Origin of the sequence: Nostoc sp. JL23 (assembly GCF_017115065.1) — a bacterium.
GTDB classification, from domain to species: Bacteria; Cyanobacteriota; Cyanobacteriia; order Cyanobacteriales; family Nostocaceae; genus Nostoc; species Nostoc punctiforme_A.
Genome location: NZ_JABXKN010000076.1, coordinates 1 through 13,481 on the forward strand (window position 1 = coordinate 1; position 13,481 = coordinate 13,481).

Consider the following 13,481-nt stretch of genomic DNA (forward strand, 5'->3'; position numbering starts at 1 on the left):
TTACCATATTTTGGGTTATTTTTATCGGATTTTTCTTAACATTCAACACTTTTGGCGATTTACATAAATATAAGGTGTTGCTTTGTAAGCTTAGTTGCAATAGCTTTGTATTAGAATTTACCTATGGGCAGATTTTCGGGGATTAAGAATTCAGAGACATCACCAAATTGGAGAAGAAAGGAATAGATAAATTTGGCGTTGGCTTTGCCCATTGTAGAAATCGCACTTTGATGATTTGTTAGAAGTCCTTTAACAATCCGATGTAGCACAGGAATATTCCTAAGACATACCTATACGCTTTATACGCTTTTACGAATGGTTTGTAAGCTAAACGACATCTAATCCAAAATTTATATAACTCTTGTGGCATAGACCGAAAAGCCTATGCTAATTATGCAAGTTAAATGAGGAACAGCTTAATCGTGTCCGGTTAAAGACTTATGATTACAGCTATTTTCAGGTAAATAGCTGTAAGACCGGAGAGGGGAGGGATTTTTGGGCTTTCTGCATAGATTCGGGAATATAGCTAATTAGCCGGACATGATATATTTCCTACTTTCTGACTCAGATATCGCCCAGCTTAGTACAAATATACTATAATGGGTATAGCGTCCACAAAGCCTAGCCAAATGCATAATGGCTCTGTGGAAACCTTCTGGAAGATGGATTCAAGGGTTAGTTCGATGATGAAGCATTATATTCTCAACCTCAATCCGACTGCCAAGCATGAATGGGATCGTTGTATTTTACGCGATCCGCTGACTGCCAAACGCCCAGACATTGCTAAACTAATCGCTGAAGCAGTTGGTGCTGATACAGGTAGTTATTTGGTCAGCGTGAATATTGAAGTTCAAGTTTTGCAGCAAGCGGCAGTACCTCAAGCCGAACAACTCTCGCTTTCATTTCCAGAGGTGAGTATGCCCTCACAACCACAACTGCGGGAAGCAGCTTAATGCGATCGCCTGGAATATCTGCGTCATAAGTTTATTGTGGCTAAGTTGGAAGCCAGATTAGCGTAGCTTGCCGGCTGTAGGCATTGCTCAATAACTCTCTGATTTTGAATCTCGTGAATTAGTTGGTTTGTAATCACACGCATAAACCCCAGATTCACATCTGGGGTTATCTAAACAAAATCGGTGATTGTAGATTAGTCAATTAATGATAATCTGTGGGACAGTAATTGGGAAATTTGCTGATTAATAGTTGCAACATCAAAACGCTGACTAGCAGTAGCCCTGGCATTATTAGCTATAGTCGCAATTATTTCCGTCTCCTGTAAACAAGTGATAATTACTTGTGCAAGTTCCTGGGGTTTTCCTGGTGTCACTAAAAAACCATTAAGTCCATGTTCTACTAATTCCATTGCACCCCCAGCTTTGGCTGCAACTACAGTTTTTCCACATAGCATTGCCTCTACAATCACTCTCCCAAAGGGTTCTGGCGAAGTAGATGTATGTGCCACCAAGTCACAAGCTGCCATTAACTGAGGAATATCAGAACGAAATCCTAAGAATTTAACGCGGTTTTCTAATCCCAGTTCACTAACTTGTTGGTACAACTTTTGGACATAATCTTGTTCGCCAAACAATGCGTCACCCACTAAAATTGCTGTCACATCATGGGGACATTTAGCCAGGGCATCAATTAAAATATGCTGCCCTTTCCAAGGTGCAAGACGGCTGAAGTGTCCAACGACAAATTTTCCTTCTAGTCCTAACTGTTGCTGTAATTGCTTAATGTCAGACTCATCAGTTTGATAACTTTTTGGATTAAAACCGTTATAAACAACTTCGATGATATCTGGCCGGCCTCCTGCTTGTACAAAGGCAGTTTGACTAGCTTGAGAATTCGCAATTACTAATGATGCAAAACGATTAGCTAAGTTAACAGCAATGCGAAGATTAGTTTGGCTAAAATGTTCTTTGGAAAGAATATCATGTAAATGATAAACCAGACAACGACGACTGAAAAAACTTGCCAACGCTCCGACAACTAATGCTTTTTGGGTGTTGGCATAGATTAAATCGTATTCACGCGCTTTTTTAACTACCTTAATAATCAAAGGTGCAAGTTGTCCCAAACTCTTGAATCCTTGTAGCAAACTGCTTTCTTTGCGAACTTGGATTGCTTGAGTTGCGAGAACTTCTACAGGTATATGATTTTGTTGTAGTAAATCTTTAAATGAACCATCTGCAAATAAACCTACCAAAGCGCGATCGCCATAAGGTTTAGCAATATCTATTAAACATAATTCGGCACCGCCTGGTTTACCGCTTTGATCTAAGAAAAGAATTCTCATTAAACCTCTATGTTATCTAATTTGGCTCATGTAGTGCCCCTAGAATTTATTAAACTTACTTGTTTAAGCTAATAAAACATTCCGTACTTTTTGGGCAATTTGATTCCAGTCGTAGTGTGTGGTAGCGTACTGGCGACAGTCCGATTGTGAAGGTATGGGGATATTTCCCAAAAGTGCTTGTTCTAATTTTTCGGCAATGTCTGAAGCGTCTGTTGAAGTCGTAATTAAATCGGGTGAAAATTCTGATAAAATTTCTGGCATTCCCCCAACTGGAGTACACAAAACAGGAGTACCACAGGCTAGAGACTCAACTATTACTAATCCAAATCCTTCAAAAGATTGGCTAGGCATAATAGTCAATTCAGCCGCTTGATAAGCTATAGGTAATTGCTCATCAGGGAGAAAACCTAAAAATTTAACGTTGTCATCTAGTCCTAATTCTGTAGCCTGTTGTTGTAATGCGGCTTGGATGTGACCACGGCCTGCGATCGCTAGCCAAACATCTGGTATTCTGGGCTTAATTATAGCCAGAGCTTGCAATAATTTGTCAACTCCCGTTCGATGTACTAAACGGCGTGATGTAAATATAATCCGGCGATTAGTAGGCCAGCGTAGCTTTGCACAAGCCTCTTGGGGTGATAAATTTGGTTGAAACCAATTAATATCAACTCCACCGGGAATAACATTAATTTTGCTCCACGGTACTTGATATTTATCATGTAGAATTTTACCAAAAGCTTTGCTCAAAACAATGAAGCGATCGCAGCGATTATAAGTGTTTTGTTCTATTAGCCAGTGCTTGATTAAAAGACTGAGGTTTTTATTAACTACCTCTTGCTTACTCTCAAAAGCCCAAGGGCCATGAAAGTTAAAAGTAACTGGTACTCCCTTTGGCAAAATATCTAAAATCGGAAAGCTATATAATGCAAAGTGCAAATTAATAGCATCTGGTTTGCTGGTTCTTGTTTTCTGAAAATTCGTGCGAATCGACCATAATCTTTGCCAAATAGCACTATCGGGACTCGCCAAGTTAGTCAGCTTAATCGGCGAATTTAATTCAGTTTCTGGTAAACCGACTCCGCATAATTCAATCCGATCGTGATTTGCAGCTAATTTATGAGTTAGTTCATAAATATACCTTTCTAATCCTCCGGGACTTTTGGGAAACCAGCCTAATCCCAGGGTGAGAATAGATGCAGATGGGGAAGTAAAATTTTCTGGTTTATTTTCCACTAATTTATCTCCTATAAATATACTAAAACAGGCGCACATCTGTGCGCTTTTATATCTATATCCAAACCTGAATCAATAAAATTTATGAATACGCATTACCAATAAGAATTTTTGTATAGAAAATCAATTTATAAACTATTTATATATCAACGTCAATAAGGAATCAAACCTGTGTTTTTATTAACTAGAGCGCACCGAGATAGCTATATATGATACCTATCAATTCAGAAATGTGAATGCTATATAGAGAGAGAGAAAAGCTGCTATAAAGTAATAAATATAGAATGTTTTTGTATTAATGTTTACCATTCTGATTTAAAAATAAGTAAATATTAATACCTTAACTCGACTATATCCATTTTTGTCGCAACGCGATACTCCTGCGGAGTCGTTGCACGAACGCCTAAGCTGAAACTTTTGTGGGAAGAGAGGTTTACTTTTTTAAGTTTATCGATATCTGTGATGTAGAAAAAGTATTTACCAAAAATCTAGAATTTTTATCGGCTCAATAAAATCAAGTTCTTAATTTTGGATAAAGTCAAGCTTAAATAATTTTTTAAAGATATTACCTGAAAATTTCAAGAATAAGGGTAGCTATATAAAGCTTATGTAAAATAAAAAATAATTTGCTACTTATATATCACTCTTCAATCACTCTGTTCAACGAAAAATCTCAGCCAAATTTGAAAGCAAGAGTAATTGGGGTAATAAATAATGCTAACGCTTAGTACTTGTTTCGTGCGCTGATTGATAGAGAACTAAGGCGTTTTCACGTAAAACTGCTAAAGAAATAGCCTCAGCTTCAGCTACAGTAATATCAGAATCTGTAATTGCTTGCTCTAGCACTTCCCCTAAAACCTGGCGACCCCACTTTGCACCCAAGTAGTACAATTCTGGAATTGAGTGAGCATCAGAAGAATACATTAACTTAGTAGTGGGAGTTAATTCTAACATCTGCCTAATTGCTTCCCGCATTCCAGATACGCTTAAAAAGGGTATTGCCAAACCGAAATCTAGATAAACTTGGGGATATACAGAAGCTAAATAACCAGCCTGCTGCATATAAGGATATGAAGCGTGTAGCAATACTATTGGTACATAGCGGTACTGTGGTAACTCTAGTAAATATCGCAGATTTAGGGGATTAGCTAATCGTAAATCCAAGCTGGGATCGCCGTAGCCAGTATGAAATTGCACTGGTAAGCGGTATTTTGCTGCTACTAATAATGCCTGTTGTAACAGAAAATCAATCAGCGGTTTATCTGTCAGTCGCAGAGGTTGATTGTGCAGTTGTTGCTTGAGGTTGTCAAAGTGAGCCGCCGCCACCTCCTCAGTTACCGATTGAATATCCAAACCACTCCGGTAACAGGCAATACTTTTAAAAGCTACTACTCCCAGCGGTGGGGGATCGAGTTCACTGTTGAATTTGGCTAGGAAAGTAGCAAAATCAGGAGATTGCGGAATTAGCTGTTCTGCTAATAGTTCTAATCTCAGAATCTTTCGCACAGGAATAAACCTTTCATGCCACGACAGAGGTAGGATAGTTTCTGGCTGCAAACCATCATCTAAGTAAATTGCCTCTAGATTAGCAGCCCGAAAGTAAATCTGCGTTAGTTCTTCTAATCCTAGACTTTCTCGCCGTGCCAAAATTGCTGTTTCTTCAGCTTCGCAGTTCAATAAAGCAGCAATATCGCGCAAGCTACGCCGAAAAAAGAAGGTATGACGGGCATGGTAGTTAATTATTTCAGGTTCGTAGCCTTCAGTAAAGGCAGCCGCATAAGGAGACTGGGCAGCTACTTCTGGTTTTAATATGTTGTGGGCGTGTTGGTCAATTAAGGGAATATCAGCTAGATTCATTTTTAGTAGGGAGTAGAGAGTGGGGTGCTAGTATTTTTCTAATAATGCTTTCACTTCTGCCGTTAATTCCCAATCTTTCATTGCTTGCCACTCTGCTTGACGCACTGCTAAGAACGCTTTGGCTAACTGTGGATTTAAAGCTGTTAATAGGATATCGTCTTGCTGGAGGTGAGCGATCGCTTGCCCCAAATTATTTGGTAATGGGTCTATTTGATTAGCACTGCGTTCTTCAATTGATAAATATCCGGGGTCTTGATTGACTGGGTTTGGTGATGTGAGACTGTGCTGTACACCATCAAGTCCGGCTGCAATCACTGTTCCTAAAGCTAAGTAAGGATTCGCTGAGGCATCTACAGTTTTCAATTCAAAGTGGCTGGGACAGCCCAAAGCAGGGTTACTAGGGACTCTAACGGCTGCCTCCCGATTATCTAATCCCCAACAACGAAAAGCACCACTCCAACTATGAGGAAGAATGCGGCGATAAGAATTAGTACTTGGGGTAGTTAGTGCCATCAGTGCCGGCAGATGGTGTAGGATACCAGCGATGAATTGTAATGCCACTTCAGAAAGACCATAGATACTCTGAGGATCTGGTAATAGGTTTTTCTCCCTATGCCAAAGACTCAGATGGATATGACAACCACTACCAGCTGCATCCGGGAAAATTTTGGGTAAAAATGAAGCGATGAGGTTGTGGCGGTGGGCGATCGCTCTGACAGTTTCTCGAAAAGCAATTTGCCAGTCAGCTGCTTGTAAAGCATCCGTATAACGCATAGAAATTTCCTGCTGACCTGGGCCTGATTCAGGATAATACTGTTCGACAGGTATACCTTGGGCAATAAGTGCATCAGCGATTTCATCAATTACTTCGCGGTGGAGATCCATTGCCTGAGTTGAAGCAAAAACTGTGGAGTCAGCCGGAATGATGCCATCAGGTGTTTGCCGTAGTAAATAAAACTCATTTTCAAAGGCTGCTCGTACTTCCCAACCAGTTGATTTAGCTGCCGCAATCATCCGCTTCAAAAAATTTCGCGGGCATAACCCCCAAGCAGCACCATCTAGTATCATATTGCCCATGACACGAGCATGACCAGGACTATAAGGTAAAGGCTTAAGGCTAGACCAATCTGGGACTAAGCGAATTTCACCTACTGGTCCTAAATTTGTTTCTGGCACAACTGCATCATACATTACGGGAATTCCCTGTTGCCCTACAGAAATCCCTACTCCATGTTCAAAGTAGTGAGCTAACATTCCCAGATGCACAGCTTTGCCACGGATAATATTAGCATTATCGCACCAAAGAACTCGCACAAATTTAACATCAGCTTCTTGAAGATATTTTCGTATTTTTTTAAAGTTATTTTTTTCAGCCATTGTTAGTTATTTTTATTTTTACTCGATTATTTTCTCATGAAAGTTATGGCAGAGTGATATCAGATGCCGTGTCCATACATAGACCGTATCTTAACCACTTCAGAATAGTTATATTTTTTTACGGATTTCATAAACAATGATTGTATATAAATAATTAAAACCTGAAAATTATATGATAAATAAATTACTGACGCGGTTAAAAAAACTACGTCACAAGCTCAATCAGTATCTCAAAAAATTATCTAATACTAGATATTTACAAAGAAATAAAACTTTCAACTTTTTACTCAGTCTGACTATTGGAGTCATTGTTACTACCCTTGGAATTACAACAGACTGGGCGACAACTGGAACACGCACGCTTACACATAATACTATTGGCAGTGAAAATCTGCGGATACAAAACAATACTGAAATACCCACGCTTACACACAAAATATCGTCAATAAATAATACTATTGGCAGCGAACGTCTGTGGGGACAAAACAATACTGAAATACCCACACTTACACACAAAATATCACCAATAAGTAATACTATTGGCAGTGAAAATCTACGAGTACAAAACAATACTGAAACATCCGCGCTTAACTACAAAACATCGTGGATAGGTAATACTATTGGCAGTGGAAATCTGCGGGTACAAAATAATATTGAGGCTATGTATGTTGCTCCTGATGGCACGGTTTATACTAACAGCCATTGGGATGAGGCGGCAATGGAGGCAGGAATATATAAAGATGGTAAGGTTATTGCTGCCCTTGGGGATACTCATGGCTGGAGCCGTGGCGGTGGCAAAGCTGTAACCGCAAATAGTAAATATGTTTACATTGCCATGACTCAAGGTTCGAGGGGCGATACAAAAGAAGATTATCCACCAGAAGGAACAACTTGGTATAGCGTTAGACGCTATGACTTGTCAGGAAAACCTGCGCCGTTTCCGAATGGACGTGGTTGGGATAAAAGTATGTTGATTACCAGTACTAAAAGTGAAGTTACTGGATTAGCAACTGTGGGAAGCGAGTTGTATGTGAGTGATTTTGCTGCTAGCCGTATTCGTGTTTATGATCCTGAGACGATGAAGGAACTCCGCAGCTTTACCGTTGCTAATCCGGGAGCAATAACTATTGATCCACAAAAAAATCTGTGGATTATTCAAAGTAAAAATGGTAGTAAGCCTGCAAAAATTTTACATTATTCCCAAAGTGGAAAGCAATTGCCGCAACAGATTGCAGATATCGTCGAACCAACAGCGATCGCTATTAATCATCAAGGTAAGCTGTTAGTAGCAGAAAATGGCCCGCGTCAGCAAATGTTGACTTATGAGATCAAAGATCGGCCAGTGCAGGTGAGTAGTTTTGGTTCTAAAGGCGGTATCTATGCAGGAGTTCCTGGTGAAGTTCGAGATTTGAAACTTTACGGACTTACCGGAATCGGTACAGATGCTTCAGGGAATATATATATAAATAGTAATGGTTTCAACAAATCAGGAACAGATTTGCGGAAATTTTCGCCATCGGGAAAACTAATGTGGCGATCGCTGGGATTAATATTCGTCGATAATGCAGATGCCGATCCTAAAACTGATGGTGTAGATTTATTTACTAAACAAGAACACTATTTGATGGATTACAGTAAGCCTGCTGGTAAGCAATGGATTTACAAAGCCTACACCTTAAATGCTTTCAAATATCCTCAAGATCCACGTCTGCATACATCCCCAGATGGAACCTTTGTTCGCCGCATCCAAGGGAAGCCGTTTTTGTTCCTCACAGATATGTATAACAGCTTTCTGCAAATATATCGTTTTAATCCCGCTACAGATGGTAAAGTTGCCATCCCCGCCGGCATGTTTGTCGGTACTAATGGCGCAGATAAACCATTTATTACCGAAAATTGGCCACCGCATCAACCAAAACAAGGGGAATGGATCTGGCGCGATCGCAACGGTAATGGCAAATTTGAAAAGAACGAATACGATCGCAGCAAAGATTATCCTCATCTTGGCGGCTGGTGGGTAGACAGCAAAGGAGATGTTTGGAAAGCTTTGCGAACAGAAGATGGCATTCGACACTATCCTTTACAGGGAATAGATCCAAAAGGCAACCCCATCTACAGCTATAGTTCGATGGAAAAGCAAACTACTCCCAAAATATTTAACGACTTGCGGCGGATCGAATATTTCCCTGAAACAGATAGTATGTATTTGTCAGGTTTTACAGTAGATCACCCTGCATTTGGTGACGATGCTGGAGTTGCTGGATCTGAGATTGCCCGTTTTGACAATTGGAGTAAAGGAAATCGTACTCCCAAATGGCGGATTGTAATTCCCTACGACAGCACCGGTAAGCGTGAAGTGTCTACAGCAGCAATCAGTGTGGCGGGAGACTATGTATTTGCTGTGACCGTCAAAACCGCAGAGGTATATGTCTACAATGCCAAGACGGGAGCGCAAGTACAACAGTTAAAACCAGGCCCAGAAGTTGGCAGCGAAAGTGGCTGGATTGATATACCCTACGGTATTCGCGCTTTTCGGCGTTCCAATGGTGAGCATCTGGTATTTGTGGAAGAAAATTGGAAAGGAAAAGTGATTATGTATCGGCTGGCGGGGTGAGTACTTACAGCAATTACGACATAACACAGCTTTCAATACTGCTCGCTTAAGAATTTTAAACTGGAATTCGATATTATAAGTTATATCTAAAAAACAATTGTCGTTGTATATATTTGATAAGTTAATTTTATTACTCGTACAAAAATTAAATTAAAATAAGCATTATCCAGTATTTTTACCTTTCATTGCGGAAAGCAGACAGCGTAAACTGTAGCAGAAGTATTAGCCAAAACTATTGCAGCTAAGAGACAATGAGCGAAACTAGCCCCAGACGAATTGTAATTGGGGATGTGCATGGACACTATGAAGGTTTAATGACACTGTTGGAGGCGATCGCCCCCACGTCAGAAGATCGAGTCTATTTTCTGGGAGACTTAATCGATCGCGGCCCTCATAGTGCGCAAGTAGTTAATTTTGTCAAGCAAAATAACTACTCATGTTTGTTGGGAAATCATGAGCAGATGTTACTAAACATTCTGACAAATGAAAGGATTTCCTCCTCGACGATGCAAGCATGGCTGTTTGGTGGAGGGCAAGCTACCGTAGCTAGTTACCAAGAGGCTCCCATTCCTGATGACCATCTGGATTGGTTAAAAGCTTTGCCTACATACCTTGACTTAGGGGATATTTGGTTAACTCATGCTGGTGTTGACCCTTCCAAGTCGGTGACAGAACAAACTGCCGATGAACTGTGCTGGATACGAGAGGAATTTCACAGTATTGAAAAACCCTACTTTCCAGATAAACAAATTATCATCGGTCACACCATTACCTTTACCCTGCCGGGTGTTTCTCCTGGTAAACTGGCACAAGGAAAGGGATGGCTAGACATAGATACTGGCGCTTATCATCCCCGGAGTGGCTGGTTGACTGGACTAGATGTCACAAATCAGTTGGTTTATCAAGTTAATATCTTTAAAAACTATATCCGTACCCTGCCTTTAGAAGAGGTTGTAATTAACATTGATCCAGCCAAAATTAAAGTCGATCGCCGCAATAGGAATTGAAGAATATTTGAAATGAGGGGGAGAAATCAATTCAAAATTCAAAATTCAAAATTCAAAATTAAAGAACTTCTGCCCCCTACCTGGTTGTTGAGCGTAGTGGAAACACTGCCTCCTGCCTCCTCTTTCCCAATTTCTTCAAGACTTGGCTAATGGTCGAATATTTGCTTTATAACTAGCATTATCCAAGCCAGATTTTCCATTACTAGGTTGAGAGTTAATTGCACGTTTGAGGGCATCAATGCGATCGCTGGTTCCGGGGTGAGTACTTAAAAATGTTGGACTAGAACCACCCTTTTTCAGCAGCTTTTGCATAAAAGAGACCATTGCTGACTGGGCATAACCAGTACGTGTCAAAGTTCGTAGTCCTCTTTGATCGGCTTCCAATTCGTTTTTACGACTGCGTGGTAAGTCTCGCGCTAACTGTACACCAATTTGCACTGCGGAATTTCGATCTAAGCCAGCTGCTGTTAATAGACCACTTTCGAGGGCTTTTTGCTGCATCTGCTTGACTACGTGTTTCCCGCCAATGTGACCGATTTCATGGGCGAGTACACTTGCCAGTTCCGCTTCATTGTCTGCGGTTTTCAGCAAACCCGTGTGGACATATACATAACCGCCCAAGGTCGCAAAGGCGTTAATAGCGTTATCCTCAACTATCTGGAAAGTATAGGGGAGATCGGGGCGATCGCTATTCGCTGCTAAACGCCGACCAACTTGCTCTACATAACGATTAACTTCGGGATTGCGGTAAAGTCTGACTTGACTGCCGACCAATTCCTGATTAATCTGCTTACCAAGATCAACTTCTTGATTAGGGGATATATTAGAAAGCTGAAATGCCTGAACTCCTTGGAGTAAAAGAGGCAAGAAATCTAAAGTTCTTCCAGGCAAGGGTGTACTCAGGCACAGACTCAGGGCGACTACCACTGAAATTAGGGGATAAAACCAGCGACGCCGCCATACACGGTAATTTGCAGCAAAACCTTTCCAATTGAACATAATACGCTTTGAAGATTATTTAGGAAGAACATAAAATGAGGGGACAAATTATAAGACGGATTTAGAGTATTCTAAGTTGCATTCTTAACTCAAGACCAAAGGAGCTGTCATACAGATAATCTTGATGCAAATCTACCGAATTGCGGGAGGCTAGGGATTCTCTCTAGAGATAGGCTTAAACACTAGATTTTACTTTCTAGGTGCGTCAGTATTAACTAGTAAAAATTTGAGGGTTAGCTGCCGTGCCTCGGAAATTACGAACTTGTGATAAACTGTCGCATAACCGCAACCCCCGAATACTTTGAGTTATTACCAAATAGGGAAAATTACCTTTTCCATCGAAAACTTTCGGGCTACAATCCATTACTTCACGATTACATCGGAAAACTTTTTATGGCTATTTTAGATTCAAAAGGTCGCTTGTTTGGCAAAATTAATCTCCTCGATTTAGGTGCTGCGCTGGTAATTCTGCTAGTTATATTTGGCATCTTTGTTTTTCCTGGCACTTCTGGTTCTGTTGCCCAAGTTGGTGCGAAAACAGTACCCATAGAAGTAGACTTAGTAGTTCGTGGTTTGAATGTACGCGACCCGGAAAAATTAATTGACAATGGTTTAAAAAAAGGTGGAAAAACCAATGTGATTATCCGCAATCAGCCTTACGGACAGATTGAAATTAAATCTATTCAACAGCTACCTAGAACAGTCAATGTTTTCCAACCGGATGGCACTGTTAAAGAACTGCCAGATCCCAAGAGCAACAATTACAGTACAGATTTTCTTTTGACTTTAGATGGCAAAGCCCAAGTTACTGAAAGTGGGCCAGTTTTGGGTAACAGTAAAGTTAAAATTGGGATGCCATTTGAGCTAGAAGGCTTTAACTACAACTTCAATGCAACTGTCATTGATATCAGATTGAAAGATAAATAGTATTATCACTTTTGTGGATAATTTTCTCTAGCAATCTTATTAAACATTTGGTGAAAAAGAATGTAGAGACGCGTTAGCGCTGCGGGGCAAAGCCCAGTCCCATTTCGCGTCTCTACTACTCATGTTAATTAAGCAAAGGCAAAAATTTGCGAATTAACCCGATTGTCACTGCTGGCAATTCCAACTGTGGTGTTAATCCGACATCTTCCAACTGTTGAAAAAATCGGATTGCTTGAGGATTGATTTCGGCAAGGCGGCGACCAATTGAGGGCCCTGTAAATTCTGACTTTTGTCCCCAAATAATCGCGGTGGGAATGGTTAATTGTTGAATGTAAAGGGATAAATCAAAGCACAAATCGCCACGAACAAAGGATAGTGCTGCATACTCAGCATTAGGCTGTTGGGCGGATTCTAGATAAGCATCTACAATTTCTTGGTAGACTCGATTGGATTGAGCAAATTGCCGTTGTTCTAAAAAGCTGCGAATACCACCACTAGTAGCAATTCCAGTGCTGTAAAGTAAACGATCGACAACGGGAACGCTAACTAACTGGGCAAAAAAACTACGGGAGTAGTCTTCGCCAAAGTCAGAAAGTCCGGCGGGGGTAGTAAGAATTAAAGACTTGAATAAATCAGGACGATCTGCTGCTACCCGAATTGTAAATGCTGCGGTCAAAGAAGAAGCGATCGCTGTTACTGGCCCAGTACAAGTTTGCTCGAAAAATTCCCGAATCGTGGTCAAATAATCCTCAATAGTATAACTCCGTGCAGGATGTTCAGACCTACCCCAACCGAGCAAATCTGGCGCAATGACCCGGTATTCAGCCGCAAAAGCCGGATAAACTTTTGACCACTCATAAGCAGAAGACCCACCACCAAAGCCGTGCAGAAATACCAAAGTTTCGCGATCGTCTTTGGCAGTCAGATCATCCTCCCAAGGTGTTCCAGCAGCAGTATAATATACCATTCTACCTAGTGAGGTATCTATAGAGCGTTGTTCAAATCCTAGTGGTTGAAACATAAATCTTTTTTGTTGACTGTAGTGATTCGTTGGCACAAGTAATATAAAATACCTGGGAGGCAAGCACAGGAAGAGAAGATTTGATAATTTATCGTAAATTAAAGGGTTTAAGAACCTGCAATCTACATGCAGCACCCATTTCAGTCG

The 13,481-nt window shown here is 40.6% G+C and carries 10 protein-coding genes; 4 read left to right on the top strand and 6 right to left on the bottom strand.

Annotated features, from left to right (window positions below):
• Positions 1–683: 683 nt before the first annotated feature.
• Positions 684–953 carry a hypothetical protein gene (locus tag HWQ42_RS15825; protein ID WP_292813976.1) on the top strand — a complete coding sequence of 90 codons (270 nt, stop codon included), beginning with the start codon at positions 684–686 and terminating at the stop codon, positions 951–953.
• Between the two features lie 194 nt (positions 954–1,147).
• Here HWQ42_RS15825 and HWQ42_RS15830 read toward each other — a convergent pair whose 3' ends face one another.
• The 4 genes from HWQ42_RS15830 to HWQ42_RS15845 form a co-directional block, all read right to left on the bottom strand.
• Positions 1,148–2,299, bottom strand: coding sequence for a glycosyltransferase family 4 protein (locus HWQ42_RS15830; RefSeq protein ID WP_292813632.1), 1,152 nt, complete (start codon positions 2,297–2,299; stop codon positions 1,148–1,150).
• A gap of 63 nt (positions 2,300–2,362) precedes the next feature.
• Complete coding sequence (locus tag HWQ42_RS15835; protein ID WP_292813635.1) at positions 2,363–3,532, bottom strand: glycosyltransferase family 4 protein; 1,170 nt, start codon at positions 3,530–3,532, stop codon at positions 2,363–2,365.
• 717 nt (positions 3,533–4,249) lie between these two features.
• Positions 4,250–5,389, bottom strand: coding sequence for an amidohydrolase family protein (locus tag HWQ42_RS15840; RefSeq protein WP_292813637.1), 1,140 nt, complete (start codon positions 5,387–5,389; stop codon positions 4,250–4,252).
• A gap of 27 nt (positions 5,390–5,416) precedes the next feature.
• Complete coding sequence (locus tag HWQ42_RS15845; RefSeq protein WP_292813640.1) at positions 5,417–6,766, bottom strand: glutamine synthetase family protein; 1,350 nt, start codon at positions 6,764–6,766, stop codon at positions 5,417–5,419.
• Between the two features lie 172 nt (positions 6,767–6,938).
• Here HWQ42_RS15845 and HWQ42_RS15850 point away from each other — a divergent pair, with 172 nt between their 5' ends.
• Complete coding sequence (locus tag HWQ42_RS15850) at positions 6,939–9,380, top strand: hypothetical protein (protein ID WP_292813642.1); 2,442 nt, start codon at positions 6,939–6,941, stop codon at positions 9,378–9,380.
• Positions 9,381–9,631: 251 nt separating this feature from the next.
• Positions 9,632–10,387, top strand: coding sequence for a metallophosphoesterase family protein (locus HWQ42_RS15855; protein ID WP_292738846.1), 756 nt, complete (start codon positions 9,632–9,634; stop codon positions 10,385–10,387).
• A 135-nt stretch (positions 10,388–10,522) separates the two neighbouring features.
• On the opposite strand, the gene HWQ42_RS15860 is transcribed toward HWQ42_RS15855, so the two are convergent.
• Positions 10,523–11,386, bottom strand: a complete 864-nt coding sequence (locus HWQ42_RS15860; RefSeq protein WP_292738840.1) for a M48 family metallopeptidase — start codon at positions 11,384–11,386, stop codon at positions 10,523–10,525.
• 393 nt (positions 11,387–11,779) lie between these two features.
• Between HWQ42_RS15860 and HWQ42_RS15865 the strand changes: the two genes are divergently transcribed.
• On the top strand, positions 11,780–12,313 hold the full coding sequence (locus HWQ42_RS15865) for a DUF4330 domain-containing protein (protein ID WP_292738838.1): 534 nt from the start codon (positions 11,780–11,782) through the stop codon (positions 12,311–12,313).
• 124 nt (positions 12,314–12,437) lie between these two features.
• On the opposite strand, the gene HWQ42_RS15870 is transcribed toward HWQ42_RS15865, so the two are convergent.
• Positions 12,438–13,334 (bottom strand): alpha/beta hydrolase, encoded by an 897-nt coding sequence (locus tag HWQ42_RS15870; protein ID WP_292813645.1) that lies wholly within the window; start codon positions 13,332–13,334, stop codon positions 12,438–12,440.
• Between the last annotated feature and the right edge of the window lie 147 nt (positions 13,335–13,481).